A 16,971-nucleotide genomic window follows, 5' to 3' on the forward strand; every position below is an offset into this window, starting at 1 on the left:
AAGGATATAATTGTTGAATCTCTTTGCGCTGCATAGAATACAGTACAAACTGAGCAGGCGATGCAATCTTAAATGATTCATGGGGCCGGGCCATAAAAGTGGCAACAGATGAACTTAAGCACATCTGTGGGACAGTAATTGTCCCATGGGTGTGCTCTTTTTATACCTAAATTTTGGACAAAGATTGAAATCTAAGAAAACTATGCGACATAAAGAGGGTTAAAATCATGAAAAAATGGGAAGAAATGAAAAACGGAGGTAATTTTCATGACTACAAACAAAAAAATGGGTTTAACTACTCAGGATGCACAGGCACTGCAGGAGCAGTATGGGAAAAATGAATTAACGGCTGGTAAGAAACAAAGCTTTTTTATTAAAACGCTCCATATTATTGCGGAGCCGATGTTTTTATTACTGATCGTTGCAGCTATTATCTATTTCGTTTTAGGTGAACCCCGAGATGGTGCGGTAATGCTGATTTTTGTTATCGGCATTATCAGTATTGATGTGATCCAGGAGTGGAAAACGGATAAGACTTTAAATGCGTTAAAAGAACTGTCTGCACCACATGTCACCGTTATTCGTGATGGTGAAGAACTGATGATTGCCAGTGTGGATTTAGTGCCGGGAGACACGATGATCATCGCCGAAGGGGTTAAAATACCTGCGGATGGTGAAATTATCAAGGCTAATGATCTTTGTGTAGATGAATCATCCTTAACCGGGGAAGCGGAAGGTGTTTGGAAAGTCACCGTTGATAACGCCGAGGAATCGGACGATTATTGGCGAAGAGACTACTGTTATGCCGGTACGCTGGTTACGCAGGGAAATGCTCATGTACTTGTTGATAAAATTGGCGCGCTAACGGAATATGGAAAAATCGGAACCAGCGTCGCTTCAGCCGAAGAAAAACCGACGCCGTTACAAAAACAAACAGGAAGTCTTGTAAAGCTGTGCGCTGGCATTGCAGCGGTTCTTTGTGCATTAGTCGGGGTGATCACTTATTTTAATATCCCGGAACATGTTTTCAAGGATCGTATCATTGAAAGTATTTTATCGGGAATTACTTTGGCCATGGCCATGATACCTGAGGAATTTCCGGTCATTCTCACGGTGTTTTTATCCATGGGTGCCTGGCGATTAGCCAAGAAAAATTCACTGGTGCGCAAACTGCCTTCAGTGGAAACGTTAGGGGCTGTTTCAGTACTTTGTGTGGATAAAACCGGTACGATTACCATGAATCAAATGACCGTCACGGATATCTGGGCCCGAAATTCCGATGAAGACGAACTCTGCGAGATGATGGGTCTTGGATGCGAAACAGAAGCCTATGATCCAATGGAAAAGGCCATGGTCCGTTATTGTGAAAAATGTGGCTTTTCCAAAGAGCATCTTTTTGGCGGAGAATTAATTACGGAATATGCGTTTACCAATGAATTAAAAATGATGGGTCATGTCTGGCATCATGATGGAGAAATTATCGTCGCAGCCAAAGGCTCGCCAGAACGGATGCTGACAATTTGCATCTTAACGGATCAGGAACGCCTGGAAGTTAATGATAAAATCGCAGAAATGTCAAAAAAAGGATTGCGTGTTATCGCAGTGGGAGTCATGAAGCCCCAGACTGAAGCTGAAATTCCCAAAACGATTACTCAAGCTAAGTTGCGATTATTAGGCCTTATTGGCCTTGCGGATCCACCTCGGGAAGCCGTTAAGGAAGACATCAAAAATTGTACCAGAGCCGGCGTTCGGGTTGTTATGATCACTGGGGATAATGGCATTACGGCCAGTAGTATTGCCAAACAGATTGGCATACCGAATTGTGATCATATTATTACCGGGGATGAATTAAACCTTATGTCTGATGAGGTATTGCAGGAAAAAGTTAAAAATGTGAGTATCTTTTCCAGAGTTGTGCCAGAGCATAAGATGCGAATTGTTAAGGCCTTTAAAGCCAATGGCGAGGTTGTGGCCATGACGGGGGATGGGGTTAATGACGCCCCGGCTCTTAAAACGGCAGATATCGGAATTGCCATGGGAAAACGCGGTTCAGAAGTTTCCCGGGAAGCAGCTGATCTCATCTTAATGGATGATAACTTTTCTACCATTGTATCGACTATTGAAGATGGCAGACGGATATATGATAATATTCGAAAAGCGGTAGGATATGTGTTCACCATTCATATTCCGATCGCGTTTTCCTGCTTGTTTGCCCCACTGCTGGGTGTGTCAACAACTAATTTATTTTTACTGCCGCTTCATGTCGTCATACTGGAACTTATTATTGATCCGACCTGTTCCATTGTTTTAGAACGACAGCCTGCTGAACATGATATCATGGATCGAAAACCAAGAAATCCCAATGAAAGTATTATCCCGGGAAAAACTTTAGCAAAAAGTGTGATTCAAGGATTGGTTATTTTCGGAACATCCTTTGGAACCTATTTTATGTTTCTGGGACAGGGAAATACACCGCTGGCGAGAACTATGGGGTTGGTTATCATCATGCTGGCCAATTTGGTTTTGGTACAGGTCAACAGTTCCAATCAGGACTTTGTTTTTCAGTCAATGAAGCGTCTGATCAAAGATAAAGTCATGTGGGCAATTAATATCGGAACGATTGGCGGAATTTTGGTAATTTTATACACCCCTTTAAGTGCTTTTTTAAAGTTGTATCCATTAACAATCGAGCAGTTTTTTATGGCTGCCGGGATAGCAATCTTATCGGTAATTTGGTATGAAGCAGTGAAATTGGTTTGTTGGCTTAGGAAAAAAAGAAATAATTAATTAGGCTTATCAAAACGCTAAAAATAGAAAAAGCATAACTTCTGAGAGAGATCTGGAGTTATGCTTTTATGCGAAAATTTATATCGGATTTTAATGCAAAGGACTAGCAAAGCACTGTGATAAAGTGTATAATGGCTTCGTAATTATATTAGGAAAAGAGGAACAAAAAGGAATGAAAAAAAGAAGACTACTTGTTTTAATGCTTACCGTCATTCTTGTCGCTGGTTTATTCGCAGGTTGCAGCAGTTCTGCCAAAACAGATAGTAATACGACTGCAAAAAATGATGATAAGACTTTTGTTGTTGGTTTAGATGATTCTTTCCCGCCAATGGGTTTCAGAGATGATAAAAATGAAATCGTTGGATTTGATGTAGATCTTGCTAAAGAGGCAGGGAAGCGGATGGGAATGGAAGTTGTCCTTCAGCCAATTAATTGGGATACTAAGGAATTAGAACTTGATTCCGGAAATATCGATGTTATCTGGAACGGATTAACGATAACGGATGAACGTAAACAAGCCATGAATTTCACAAAACCTTATCTTAAAAACGATCAGGTAATTGTTGTTAAAAGTGATTCTAGTATAAAAACAAAAGCTGATTTAGCCGGTAAAAATATTGGTCTTCAAAAGGGATCTTCGGCCTATGATGCCTACATGGCTGACCCAATCAGTAAAGAAACGGCTGCGATGAACGAATATGATGATAACGTTTCGGCACTCAGTGATTTAGGAATTGGCCGAATTGATGCCGTCATCGTTGACTCTATTGTCGCTCGTTATTACATCAAATCTGAAAATGTTGCGTACACTATTTTGAATGAAAGTTTGTCGCCAGAACTCTATGGTGTTGCTGTTAAAAAGGGCAATACTGAATTGTTGACAAAACTGCAGGATGCTATTGATGCTATGATTGCTGATGGAACGGCTGCTACCATTTCGACAAAATGGTTTGGCGAAGACATTATTTATAAACCATAATTTCTAAATAAATTAATTATTAGAAAGGGGCTTTTGCAATAGCTCCTTTTTTATTTTATTACTCAGGAGAACGATTATGTCAGATTTTTTAACTTATTTATCTAATATTACTTTACCGATGATATATGGTATGGGTATTGCACTCAGCATCTTTGCGGTCACCTTTGTATGTTCAATTCCATTAGGCTTTCTTTTTACCCTGATGGTCCGAAGTAAATTTAAACCGATAAAAGCATTTGCCGATGCCTATATCTATGTCATGCGGGGAACACCATTGCTGCTTCAATTGATGTTCGTTTATTTTGGACTGCCGTTATTGCCTTTTTTCGGTCAATTTTTTATTTTTGACCGATTCACGGCCGCCTGCATCGCTTTTGGAATGAACTATGCCGCTTATTTTGCGGAAATCTTTCGGGGCGGGCTGCTTGCCATTGACAAGGGTCAGTATGAAGCGGCAAAGGTATTGGGATTGACAAAATTCGAAACCATGACTCGGGTTGTTGTTCCACAGATGATCCGCGTTTGTTTACCATCGATCACCAATGAAACCATTACACTGGTAAAAGATACATCTCTGGTTACCGTAATTGGAGTAGCCGAAATTTTGCACTATGCGAAAACTGCTGTTAATCGGGACGGAGGTCCTTTTCCTTTTTTTATTGCCGCCATATTGTACCTGCTGATCAATTTTGTTATTACCATGGTATTCAAGAAACTTGAAAAGAAATATGAATTTTAGGGGGGGCAACATGGAAATAATAAGGGTAGATAAACTCAATAAAAGTTTTGGCGATCATCATGTGCTAAACGATATTTCGTTTACTGTAAACAAAGGCGATGTGGTAGCAATCATCGGTTCTTCCGGTTCGGGAAAATCCACCTTGCTTCGCTGTCTGATTGATTTGGAAAAGGCTGATAGCGGAGATGTTTTTATGGAAGGAAAACCGTTGATTAAATCTGGCGTTTATCCCAGTATGCAAGAGATTCGGGAAATTATCATGAGAATGGGAATGGTTTTTCAGCACTTTAATCTTTTTCCCCATCTCACCGTGCGACAAAATTTAGAACTGGCACCAAAAGTGGTAAAAAAAGAAGAACCACTTCAAATGAATAAGCGCTGTGAAACTTATTTGGAAAAGGTTGGTTTGTTAGAACGAATTGACGCGATGCCTTCGACTTTATCAGGCGGAGAAAAACAACGGGTTGCGATCGCTCGGGCATTGATGATGAATCCTGATATTCTACTTTTTGATGAGCCGACATCGGCTCTGGATCCTGAACTGACTGGCGAAGTATTAAATGTGATGCAAAGTCTTGCCAATGAGCATATGACAATGGTGGTTGTAACCCATGAAATGAATTTTGCCAGAAAAGTTGCAAATAAGATTCTTTTTATGGACGCAGGTAAAATACTGGAAGAGGGAACACCGGAAGATATTTTTAATAATCCCCGGGAGCAAAGAACCCAGGCGTTTTTAAGTACTGTTCTTAGAGAACAGAGTAAAAAAGTTAAAAAGAAATACCGACTTAAAAAATATTTATAGTAACTTGTATTTGCTATTTTGCTTTATATACAGACAAAGCCTTCCCAAAATGAATTGGGAAGGCTTAATTATTAAAAAAAAGGCGCTCAAAAAAATTGACAAACAGATAATCTTATGATAGAATATTAAATTGCATTGGTATCTTTAAAAATAAGATTATCAGGCGTCCTTGTCATTGATTTTCAATGAAACAATAACCTAGCTAGTGATTCCGCAATTACAAACTGATCAAAGGGGAAGTAAAGCTGAATCTAATGCATATGAAATTGATTACTTGCTAATCATAACACAAGGAGAGATGAAAAACAACAGGCAAATTAGGGATGCCAAAAGGAGAGACAGCAGTCTCTTACTGGGTGATCCGTTGCTGAGTATTGTGCGAGGGGTGATATTGGATGGTAATGTTGCATCCTGAAAAAACTGGCTTAAGAACACGCCAAAGCTTTTCTAAAATCAAAGAAGTTATTGAAATGCCGAACCTGATCGAGGTTCAGAAAGAATCATACCGATGGTTCATTCAAAAAGGATTAAAAGAGGTTTTTGATGATATTGATAAAATCGAAGACTACACCGGAAATTTAGTTCTGGAATTCGTGGATTATTCCATTGAGGGTAAACCAAAGTATTCGGTAGAGGAATGTAAAGAGAGGGATCAAACCTACTTTATTCCTTTAAAAGTAACAGTCCGTTTAATTAATAAGGAAAAAAATGAAGTTAAAGAGCAAAAGGTTTATATGGCCGATTTGCATAAAATGACAGAGACAGGAACCTTCATCGTTAATGGAGCAGAACGTGTTATTGTCAGCCAGCTGGTGAGATCACCAGGGGCATACTATTCTTTAAGTCGTGATAAACTTGGAAAGAAATTATTTTCGGCGCAAGTTATTCCAAACCGTGGTGCGTGGCTGGAGTATGAAACCGATTCTAACGATATTATGTATGTTAAAATTGACCGTACCCGTAAGTTGCCAATCACAGCCCTTATCCGGGCATTAGGATTAGGAACAAATCAAGAAATTCTTGATTTCTATGGGGATGATTATCGATTAATTGAAACCATAAAAAAAGATGAAAATAATAATATGAAATCAACCCGAGATGGTCTCATTGAAATTTATAAAAGACTGAGACCAGGTGAACCACCAACAGTAGAAAGTGCTCAATCCCTGATTAATTCCATGTTTTTTGATGATCGTCGATATGACCTGGCAAAAGTCGGCCGACATAAATATAATAAAAAATTGGCGCTTGCAACCCGGATTGCCGGTCAACGGGCAGCGAATACAATTATTGATCCTGAAACCGGAGAAGTTTACATTGAAGAAGGCGACATCATTTCCATTGATGTGGCGATACAGATTCAAAATGCCGGTATCAATGTGGTCGATGTCCGAGTCGATGATAAAAATGTTCGAGTTATCGGGAATGGTTTTGTCGATATTAATGTTCAGGATATTCCTTTTGATATCAGTGATCTTGAGATCAAAGAACACGTTTGTTATGAAGTACTTAAAGAAATCTTAGAATCAGATATGACTGATGAGGAAAAAAAGAAATCCATCAAAAAACGCATGGACGAGCTAGTTCCAAAACATGTGCTGATTTCAGATCTTCATGCGTCAATTAGTTATATCATTGGACTCGATTATGATATCGGAGCCATTGATGATATTGACCATTTGGGAAACCGTCGTCTGCGATCAGTTGGGGAGCTTCTTCAAAACCAATTCAGAATCGGATTATCCCGAATGGAACGCGTTGTACGTGAAAGAATGTCGGTCCAGGATGATGAAATTCTGACCCCACAAGGGTTAATTAATACTCGTCCGGTAAACGCGGCATTAAAAGAATTTTTCGGAAGTTCGCAGCTTTCGCAATTTATGGATCAGACGAATCCATTGGCAGAATTAACGCATAAACGACGTTTATCAGCATTGGGACCAGGTGGTCTTAGCCGTGAACGGGCCGGATTTGAAGTGCGTGATGTTCATCATAGCCATTATGGTCGTATGTGTCCGATTGAAACGCCTGAAGGTCCTAACATTGGACTGATTGGTTCCCTCAGTACCTATGCCAGAGTCAATGAATATGGTTTCATTGAAGCTCCCTATCGTAAAGTATATGACGGGGTTGTAACAGATGAGATTCATTATTTGGCAGCTGATGAAGAGGGTCGCTATACCATTGCCCAGGCGAATGAACCTTTAGATAAAAACAACCGTTTTGAACGTAAACAGGTTACCGGTCGTGCTGGAAGCATGCGTGATTTTGTGCTGATTCCGCCGGATCGGGTTGATTATATGGATATTTCACCAAAACAGGTTGTTTCGGTAGCGACATCGCTTATTCCGTTCCTTGAAAATGATGATGCCAACCGAGCTCTGATGGGAGCGAACATGCAACGTCAGGCAGTTCCGCTGCTGATTCCCAAAGCTCCGATTATCGGAACGGGAATGGAATGCAAGGCGGCTCATGATTCAGGCGTCTGTGTGATTGCTAAAAATGCCGGAATTGTTGAACGGGTTGAAGCTTCAGCCATCCATATTCGTACCGATGAGGGAGAATTAGACAAATATACCCTTTTGAAATTCAAACGCTCTAATCAGGGAACCTGTATGAACCATAAACCTTTGGTAGACAAGGGGCAACACATCGCGGCGGGAGAAATCATCGCAGATGGTCCTTCAACAGAAATGGGCGAACTGGCACTTGGCCGAAACATCCTCATCGGATTTATGACCTGGGAAGGTTATAATTATGAAGATGCCATGCTGATCAATGAAAAACTTCTCAAGGAAGATGTGTTTACATCGATACATGTTGAAGAATTTGAAGCAGAAGCACGGGAAACCAAGCTTGGACCAGAGGAAATTACACGAGATATTCCCAATGTCAGTGAAGATGCTTTAAAGAATCTGGATGAACGCGGCATTATTTTTGTCGGTGCAGAGGTTAAATCTGAAGATATTCTGGTTGGAAAGGTTACCCCTAAAGGGGAAACTGATCTTTCTGCTGAAGAAAAACTTTTAAGAGCAATATTTGGAGAAAAAGCTCGTGAAATACGGGATACTTCCTTAAAAGTTCCTCATGGAGAATCAGGAATTGTTTTGGATGTAAAAGTATTTTCTCGCGAAAATAAGGATGAAGATCTTAAACCAGGTGTCAATACATTGGTGCGAGTTCTTATTGCGGTAAAACGAAGAATATCAGTCGGCGATAAAATGGCTGGTCGTCATGGAAATAAAGGGGTTATTTCCCGAATCCTTCCTGAAGAAGATATGCCGTTTATGCCTGATGGCACACCATTGGAGATTTGTCTTAATCCGCTGGGGGTTCCGTCTCGTATGAATATCGGACAGGTTCTGGAAGTCCATTTGGGACTCGCGATGAGAACCATCGGCTGGCATATTGCCACCCCGGTTTTTGACCCTGCTAACGAAGATGATATCATGGAGTTGCTCGATCAGGCTGGTTTACCGCAAGATGGTAAGATTCAGCTTTATGATGGACGCAGCGGCGAACCTTTTGATAATCCGGTAACCGTCGGTTACATGTATATGCTTAAACTACATCATTTGGTTGATGATAAAATGCATGCCCGATCAACCGGACCATATTCTCTGGTTACGCAACAGCCTTTGGGTGGTAAAGCCCAATTTGGTGGACAGCGTTTTGGAGAAATGGAAGTTTGGGCACTGGAAGCCTATGGCGCAGCTCATACCCTACAGGAAATTATGACGATTAAATCGGATGATGTCGTGGGACGGGTTAAAGCTTATGAAGCCATTGTAAAAGGTGAAAACATTCCCCGACCAGGAATCCCAGAGTCATTTAAAGTATTGATAAAAGAATTACAAAGTTTAGCATTGGATGTTAACATCCTCAATGATCAAGAGGTGCTTAAACAGCTTGATGATGAAATGGATGAACGTGATCCATTGGAAGAATTGGCGATTGAAATTGGCAGCGCGGAAATTTCCGAAGCTGGCGATGATGTACGATTGGAAGATTCCTTCCAAATTAAAAGCATTGATGATACTGATGACGACTTATTTTAAGTTGAATAAATTTATAAAAGAAGGGAGCGAAGCCATTTGTTGAATGAGGAATTCACTTTAAAATCCATACAAATCGGATTGGCATCACCTGAAAAAATCAGAGAGTGGTCACGAGGGGAAGTAAAAAAACCGGAGACTATTAATTATAGAACCCTGAAACCAGAAAAAGAGGGGTTGTTTTGCGAGAAAATCTTTGGACCTCAGAAAGACTGGGAATGTAATTGTGGAAAATATAAACGTATTCGCCATAAGGGCATTGTCTGCGAAAACTGTGGTGTTGAGGTAACAAAATCAAAAGTAAGACGTGAACGAATGGGGCATATTGAATTAGCTTCGCCAGTTTCACATATTTGGTATTTCAAAGGAATCCCCAGTCGAATGGGTCTGATTCTAGAAATGTCACCAAGGAACTTAGAAAAAATCATTTATTTTGCAGCCTATGTTGTTACCGATCCTGGGGAAAGTAATTTTGAATACAAACAAATCCTCACAGAATCAGAGTACAAAGAAGCAAAAAAACAATTTGGAAACAAATTTACTGCTAATATTGGGGCTGAAGCCATTCAGGAATTATTGAAATTGGTTGACCTCGATCAAGAATCGGCAGTGCTCAAGGAAGAACTTAAAGGAAGCTCCGGACAGAAAAAAATTAGGATTGCCAGGCGTTTAGAAGCAGTCGAAGCTTTTCGAAATTCTAACAATCGTCCGGAATGGATGATTTTAGAAGCAATTCCGGTTATCCCACCAGAATTACGACCAATGGTACAACTTGATGGTGGGCGTTTTGCAACATCGGATTTAAATGACTTGTATCGACGCGTGATTAATCGTAATAATCGTCTTTTGAAACTTTTAGAATTGGATGCACCGGATATTATCGTTCAAAATGAAAAACGCATGCTTCAAGAAGCAGTGGATGCGCTCATTGATAATGGTCGCCGCGGTCGCGCGGTAACCGGTCCGGGAAACCGTCCATTTAAATCTTTAAGTGATATGCTAAAAGGAAAACAAGGACGTTTCCGTCAAAATCTTTTGGGAAAACGGGTTGATTATTCCGGGCGTTCTGTAATTGTTGTTGGACCAAACTTGAAAATGTACCAATGCGGGCTTCCTAAAGAAATGGCGATTGAACTATTCAAACCGTTTGTTATGAAGGAACTGGTTGGACGTAATCTATCCCAAAATATAAAAAGTGCAAAAAAAATGGTTGAAAAGCTCGACCCGGCAGTTTGGGATGTCTTGGAAGATGTTATTCAAGAGCATCCGGTTTTATTAAACCGAGCTCCGACCCTTCATCGATTGGGTATTCAAGCCTTCGAACCGGTTTTAGTAGAGGGCAGAGCGATGAAACTTCATCCTCTGGTTTGTACCGCCTACAATGCCGATTTTGATGGTGATCAAATGGCTGTTCATGTACCGTTATCAGTTGAAGCACAAGCAGAAGCACGTTTTCTAATGCTGGCTTCAAATAATATTCTTAAGCCACAAGACGGAACACCGGTTGTATCGCCGACTCAGGATATGATTCTGGGTACCTACTACATGACCATATATAAGGAAAATGTTAAAGGCACCGGAAGCGTGTTCAGAGATTTGGAAGAGATGGAAATGGCTTACTTCAATCATGAGGTTGAGCTGCATGCCCGGGTTAAAGTCCGAAGTACTAAAGAAATTGATGGCGAACAAATCACCCGATTAGTAGATGGGACCGTGGGACGATTCATTTTCAATACCATTATTCCACAGGAATTAGGCTTTGTGAAACGGGATACTTTAGAGGAAAAATTTGCTTTGGAAATTGATCGACAAGTGAATAAAAAAGTCCTAACTGAAATTGTTGATCGTTGCTATAAGAAATTCGGACCAACCGTAACATCTGAGGTTTTGGATGAAATAAAAGGTGTCGGCTTTAAATTTTCTACAAAAGGTGCCATTACAGTCGGAGTTTGTGACATGGTGGTTCCAGAGGATAAGGAAGAAATTTTATCGAGAGCCGATGATAAAATTGATGAAAATCTGACATTATATCGTCAAGGTTTTATCAGCGATGAAGAGCGTTATAACAATGTTATTGAAATTTGGAATAGCGCCACTGATGAGGTTACAGAGGCACTTTTAAATAATCTGGATGCCTGGAATCCAATCAATATGATGGCCGATTCCGGTGCCCGAGGTAGTAAGAATCAGATTCGTCAGTTAGCAGGTATGCGTGGTCTGATGGCCAATCCAACTGGTCGAATCATTGAATTACCAATTCGTTCAAACTTCCGTGAAGGTCTAAATGTTCTTGAATTCTTCTCGTCCACCCATGGTGCGCGAAAAGGACTTGCAGATACAGCCCTTCGTACAGCCGATTCAGGCTATTTGACACGACGTCTTGTTGATGTCAGTCAGGATGTAATTGTCCGTGAAGAAGATTGCGGAACAACTCGTGGATATGAAGTTTCTACAATTAATGATCATGGTGAGATTATTGAAACATTGGAAGAAAGACTCGTTGGCCGATACGCTTTTGAAGATGTCGTCCATCCTGAAACTGGTGAGATTCTTACCCCAGCCAATGAAATCATTACCAGTGAAATGACCGAAGCAATCATTAAGTCGGGAATTGAAAAAGTTCTAATTCGGGCAGTTTTCAATTGTCAATCAAAGCATGGCGTATGCAAAAAATGTTATGGTGTTGACTTAACCACTTGGAGACCGGTTGAAATTGGTGAAGCCGTGGGAATTATCGCAGCTCAATCAATCGGAGAGCCGGGTACTCAGTTAACCATGCGTACATTCCATACCGGGGGTGTTGCATCAGCTGAAGATATCACCCAGGGTCTTCCCCGTATTGAAGAACTTTTTGAAGCACGAAAACCAAAAGGGCAAGCCATTATTTCGGAAATTGATGGTCGCGTAGAAATTCAGGATACCCAAAAGAAGACTGAAGCGGTTATCACAGCAGCTGACGGCGAAATGAAAGTATATCTTATCCCTTATGGTTCACGGCTACGTGTCCATACCGGGGATAGAGTAGAAGCCGGGGATGAAATCACTGAAGGTTCCATAAATCCAAGTGATATTCTCAGAATACAGGGGATTGATCATGTTCAGCAATATCTACTCCAGGAAGTACAAAAAGTTTACCGTATGCAAGGGGTTCACATTGGCGATAAACATGTTGAATTGATTGTTCGCCAGATGTTAAGAAAAGTTAAAATTGAAAATCCTGGTGATACAAAACTTCTTTCCGGAAGCATGGTCGATATCTTTAACTTTGAAGAAGAAAACCGAATAGCAACGGAAGAAAATTTAGAAGTGGCAACAGCAACCCGCGAGTTATTGGGGATAACAAAAGCTTCATTAGCGACAGATTCATTCTTGTCGGCAGCATCATTCCAGGAAACTACCCGTGTTCTTACGGACGCCGCCATAAAGGGCAAAGTTGATCCGCTGGTTGGATTAAAAGAAAATGTGATCCTTGGACAACTGATACCAGCCGGTACCGGCGTCAAAAGATATGCTGATATTGAGTTGATCTATGAACGTGAAGAAGAAGAGACTGATGAAGTCTTTATAGCACCAGATGAAAGCGACGAGATGCTGGATATTGTTTTTGATGATGAGATTCTGGATGCTCACGTAGAAGAAACGCAAGAAGAAACAGATGAAGCAATTATCACGGATTTGGATATCTTTGATTTGGATTTTCTGACAAAAGAATAATTCTTGACATTTTGAGCTCAAACATATACAATTAATAGGCGTGTTTAAAGAGATACATAAACAGCAAGGAGAAGAAACGGTATGAATCAATTTGTTGATGTTTCAAAAGTAATTGGAATGAAACAAACCCTTAAGGCTGTGAAAGAAGAAAAAGCACTCAAAGTTGTTTTAGCAGAAGATACAGACGAAAGTATCAAAAAAAGCATTGTCGATTGTTGTAACGATCATAATGTACCGATAGAGCGGGTCGAAACCAAGGTAGGACTTGGAAAAGCCGGTGGTATTGACCGTGGCGCAGCCGTCATTGCAATAATTAAATAAAAGGGATTGGGAGTGTCTCTGCTGAGACACTCCCAATCCCTACATGAAGTCATTAATGACCTTAGCGGGTTATTGATATATTATTTTATAAAAGGAGGTGCAGGACTAAATGCCTACCATTAATCAGCTTGTGAAAAAAGGAAGAAAACGTCAGGAAGTTAAAACAAAAACTCCAGCGTTGAAAGCAAACCCTCAAAAAAGAGGTGTATGTACAGCAGTTAGAACATCCACACCAAAGAAACCAAACTCTGCATTAAGAAAAATTGCCAGAGTTCGTCTCGTAAACGGAATGGAAGTTACCGCGTATATCCCAGGAATCGGCCATAATTTGCAAGAACATAGTATTGTTCTTATCAAAGGCGGACGTGTTAAGGATTTACCAGGGGTTCGTTACAAAATTATCCGTGGTGCTCTCGATACCGCTGGTGTAGATGCTCGTAGACAAGCTCGATCCAAATATGGGGCTAAAAAGCCTAAAAAGTAGTAGTGCATAGTGCTGCATATTAAAGCGCTCGTAAAAGATCGAGACCAGATATATGTTAGAGACGCAATACGCACAACAACAATATGTTGGATGTCGAGTACCGATGAACATAAAAATAATGTTAAGGAGGGAAGTAAAGTGCCTAGAAAAGGACCTGTTCCAATAAGAGAAGTTTTACCTGATCCGATCTATGGAAGTATTGTTGTGACAAAATTAGTCAACAATATTATGTTAGATGGAAAAAAAGGGGTTGCCCAAAAAATTGTATATGATGCATTTACACAAGTAAATGAAAAAACCGGAAAAGATGCGCTGGAAGCGTTTGAAGAAGCTCTAGCTAATATTACTCCTGTTTTAGAAGTTAAAGCTCGCCGAGTAGGTGGTGCAACATATCAAGTTCCAATGGAAATAAGAACCGAACGAAAACAAGCTTTAGGTCTTCGTTGGTTAGTTAATTATTCCAGAAAACGATCAGAAAAAACAATGAAAGATCGTTTAGCTGGAGAAATCATGGATGCATTAAATAATAGTGGTGCAGCCGTTAAGAAGAAAGATGATACACACGCAATGGCAGAAGCAAATAAAGCTTTCGCACATTATCGTTGGTAGTCTTTATTCAAAATTTGAAATAAGAGAGGAAAGCATCTGTGTCAAGAAGTTATAGTTTAGAAAAAACAAGAAATATAGGTATTATGGCACATATTGATGCAGGAAAAACCACCACCACAGAAAGAATTCTGTTCTATTCCGGAAAAATTCACAAAATTGGAGAAACCCACGATGGTGGAGCTCAAATGGACTGGATGGAACAGGAACAGGAAAGAGGTATTACCATTACCTCAGCAGCAACAACATGTTTTTGGAAAGAAAATCGTATTAATATCATTGATACGCCAGGACACGTTGATTTTACCGTCGAAGTAGAACGTTCACTAAGAGTTCTTGATGGTGCTGTATCTGTATTTTGTGCAAAAGGTGGCGTTGAACCTCAATCAGAAACAGTATGGCGACAAGCCGATAAATATAATGTTCCAAGAATGGCATATGTCAATAAGATGGATATCACCGGAGCAGATTTTTATAATGTACTGGATATGATGGAGGATCGTTTAGGCGCGAATCCTGTTCCAATTCAATTACCTATCGGTAAAGAAGGCGATTTTATCGGAATTATCGACCTGATTCAAATGAATGCCGAAATCTATAAAGATGATTTAGGCGAAGTCATTGAGATTGTTGATATTCCAGAAGATATGGCAGAATTAGCTGCTGAATACCGTGAAAAAATGATCGAATCCATTTCGGATTACGATGAAGCGATTTTGGAGAAATTCCTTGAAGGCGAAAAAGTTGGTGTTGATCAAATTAAGGCCGCTATTCGTTTAGCAACATTGAATAATGAAATTGTTCCGGTTGTATGCGGTTCGTCCTATAAAAACAAAGGTGTTCAACCAATGTTGGATGCAATAGTTGACTTCATGCCATCACCATTGGATGTTCCTCCAATTACTGGAATTAATCCTAAAACTGAGAAAGAAGAAGTTCGACACGCAAGTGATGAAGAACCATTCTCAGCGTTGGCTTTCAAAATAATGACGGATCCATTTGTAGGCAAGCTTGCTTTTTTTAGAGTCTATTCAGGAACAATTAATTCCGGTTCTTATATTTTCAACTCTTCCAAAGGCAAAAGAGAACGTCTTGGACGTATTTTGCAAATGCATGCAAATCATCGGGAAGAGATTTCAACCGTTTATACCGGGGACATTGCAGCGGCAGTTGGTTTAAAAGACACAACCACAGGGGACACCCTTTGTGTGGATACAGCACCGATTGTGCTAGAATCCATGGTATTCCCGGAACCTGTAATCCATGTTGCTGTTGAACCAAAAACAAAAGCTGGTCAGGAAAAAATGAGTACAGCTTTAGCGAAACTGGCTGAAGAAGATCCAACATTCCGAATCAGAACTGACGAAGAAACAGGTCAGACGATTATTTCAGGTATGGGAGAACTTCACTTGGATGTTATTATTGATCGGATGCTTCGGGAATTCAAGGTCGAAGCCAATATTGGCGCTCCTCAGGTAGCTTATAAAGAATCCATTACCAAAGCGGTTGATGCTGAAGGTAAGTTTGCCCGTCAATCTGGTGGACGTGGTCAGTATGGACATTGTTTAATTCATATGGAACCAGTTGAACCAGGTACTGGATACGTCTTCGAAAACAAAACAGTTGGGGGTTCAATTCCAAAAGAATTTATTAACCCAATTAATCAGGGGATTGTCGAAGCAATGCGTAACGGTGTATTGGCTGGTTATCCGGTATTGGATTTAAAAGTAATTGTTTATGACGGATCTTATCATGATGTGGATTCATCGGAAATGGCATTTAAAGTTGCCGGATCGATGGCATTTAAAAATGGTATGAGAAAAGCTGATCCTGTAATACTGGAACCTATATTCGCTCTGGAAGTAGTAATTCCAGAAGAATACATGGGCGATGTTATCGGGGATATCAGTTCTCGACGAGGCCATATTGAAGGAATGGAAATGCGTGGTGGCGCTCAGATTGTCAAAGCGATGGTACCATTGTCAGAAATGTTTGGATATGCAACTGCATTAAGAAGTAAAACGCAGGGCCGTGGCCTTTCCACTATGCAATTCTCACATTATGAAGCAGTACCTAAAAGTGTTTCAGAAGAAATAATTGAAGGTCGAAAATAATAACGCAATTAATAAAATAAATTTTAAGGAGAAGAACAAATGGCAAAAGCAAAATTTGAAAGAAATAAGCCACATGTAAATGTTGGAACAATTGGACATGTCGATCATGGCAAGACAACATTAACAGCGGCAATTACATGTGTATTAAACAAACGATTTGGAACAGGGGAAGCGGTAGCATTCGAAAACATCGATAAAGCCCCAGAAGAAAGAGAACGTGGAATCACAATTTCAACAGCTCATGTTGAATATGAAACCCCAAATCGCCATTACGCCCATGTTGATTGCCCGGGCCATGCGGATTATGTAAAGAACATGATCACCGGTGCTGCCCAAATGGATGGAGCCATCCTGGTTGTTAGTGCTG

11 protein-coding genes and 1 riboswitch are annotated in these 16,971 nt (G+C 40.3%); all 11 genes read left to right on the forward strand.

What is annotated here, in order from left to right; translation table 11 throughout:
• Positions 1-39: 39 nt before the first annotated feature.
• Positions 40-137: riboswitch (NiCo riboswitch) on the forward strand.
• A gap of 130 nt (positions 138-267) precedes the next feature.
• A complete protein-coding gene (locus tag FZC41_RS11490) occupies positions 268-2,787 on the forward strand; it encodes a cation-translocating P-type ATPase (RefSeq protein ID WP_148567552.1) in 2,520 nt (839 codons plus the stop codon).
• Between the two features lie 172 nt (positions 2,788-2,959).
• Positions 2,960-3,766 carry an amino acid ABC transporter substrate-binding protein gene (locus tag FZC41_RS11495; RefSeq protein WP_148567553.1) on the forward strand — a complete coding sequence of 269 codons (807 nt, stop codon included), beginning with the start codon at positions 2,960-2,962 and terminating at the stop codon, positions 3,764-3,766.
• A 76-nt stretch (positions 3,767-3,842) separates the two neighbouring features.
• Positions 3,843-4,505 carry an amino acid ABC transporter permease gene (locus tag FZC41_RS11500; protein WP_148567554.1) on the forward strand — a complete coding sequence of 221 codons (663 nt, stop codon included), beginning with the start codon at positions 3,843-3,845 and terminating at the stop codon, positions 4,503-4,505.
• A gap of 10 nt (positions 4,506-4,515) precedes the next feature.
• On the forward strand, positions 4,516-5,310 hold the full coding sequence (locus tag FZC41_RS11505; RefSeq protein ID WP_148567555.1) for an amino acid ABC transporter ATP-binding protein: 795 nt from the start codon (positions 4,516-4,518) through the stop codon (positions 5,308-5,310).
• A 401-nt stretch (positions 5,311-5,711) separates the two neighbouring features.
• On the forward strand, positions 5,712-9,368 hold the full coding sequence (gene rpoB / locus FZC41_RS11510; RefSeq protein ID WP_170253968.1) for a DNA-directed RNA polymerase subunit beta: 3,657 nt from the start codon (positions 5,712-5,714) through the stop codon (positions 9,366-9,368).
• Positions 9,369-9,404: 36 nt separating this feature from the next.
• Positions 9,405-13,079: a DNA-directed RNA polymerase subunit beta' gene (gene rpoC, locus FZC41_RS11515; RefSeq protein ID WP_148567557.1), complete on the forward strand. Its 3,675-nt coding sequence runs from the start codon at positions 9,405-9,407 to the stop codon at positions 13,077-13,079.
• Between the two features lie 81 nt (positions 13,080-13,160).
• On the forward strand, positions 13,161-13,400 hold the full coding sequence (locus FZC41_RS11520; protein ID WP_148567558.1) for a ribosomal L7Ae/L30e/S12e/Gadd45 family protein: 240 nt from the start codon (positions 13,161-13,163) through the stop codon (positions 13,398-13,400).
• Between the two features lie 109 nt (positions 13,401-13,509).
• Positions 13,510-13,884: a 30S ribosomal protein S12 gene (gene rpsL / locus FZC41_RS11525; RefSeq protein ID WP_148567559.1), complete on the forward strand. Its 375-nt coding sequence runs from the start codon at positions 13,510-13,512 to the stop codon at positions 13,882-13,884.
• A gap of 138 nt (positions 13,885-14,022) precedes the next feature.
• Positions 14,023-14,493 (forward strand): 30S ribosomal protein S7, encoded by a 471-nt coding sequence (gene rpsG / locus FZC41_RS11530; RefSeq protein WP_148567560.1) that lies wholly within the window; start codon positions 14,023-14,025, stop codon positions 14,491-14,493.
• Between the two features lie 38 nt (positions 14,494-14,531).
• Positions 14,532-16,604, forward strand: a complete 2,073-nt coding sequence (fusA, locus tag FZC41_RS11535) for an elongation factor G (protein ID WP_148567561.1) — start codon at positions 14,532-14,534, stop codon at positions 16,602-16,604.
• 39 nt (positions 16,605-16,643) lie between these two features.
• A partial coding sequence (locus tag FZC41_RS11540) for a GTP-binding protein (RefSeq protein ID WP_243136710.1) occupies positions 16,644-16,971 on the forward strand: 328 nt, incomplete at its 3' end.

This window comes from Acetobacterium paludosum, assembly GCF_008086595.1.
Classification (GTDB): Bacteria; Bacillota; Clostridia; order Eubacteriales; family Eubacteriaceae; genus Acetobacterium; species Acetobacterium paludosum.

What these genes read in the sequence shown, in the direction of transcription:
- FZC41_RS11500 (WP_148567554.1), top strand. Translation starts at nt 3,843, where the DNA reads ATGTCAGATTTTTTAACTTATTTATCTAATATTACTTTACCGATGATA.
- FZC41_RS11490 (WP_148567552.1), top strand. Translation starts at nt 268, where the DNA reads ATGACTACAAACAAAAAAATGGGTTTAACTACTCAGGATGCACAGGCA.
- rpoB (WP_170253968.1), top strand. Translation starts at nt 5,712, where the DNA reads ATGTTGCATCCTGAAAAAACTGGCTTAAGAACACGCCAAAGCTTTTCT.
- rpsL (WP_148567559.1), top strand. Translation starts at nt 13,510, where the DNA reads ATGCCTACCATTAATCAGCTTGTGAAAAAAGGAAGAAAACGTCAGGAA.
- FZC41_RS11520 (WP_148567558.1), top strand. Translation starts at nt 13,161, where the DNA reads ATGAATCAATTTGTTGATGTTTCAAAAGTAATTGGAATGAAACAAACC.
- FZC41_RS11505 (WP_148567555.1), top strand. Translation starts at nt 4,516, where the DNA reads ATGGAAATAATAAGGGTAGATAAACTCAATAAAAGTTTTGGCGATCAT.
- FZC41_RS11495 (WP_148567553.1), top strand. Translation starts at nt 2,960, where the DNA reads ATGAAAAAAAGAAGACTACTTGTTTTAATGCTTACCGTCATTCTTGTC.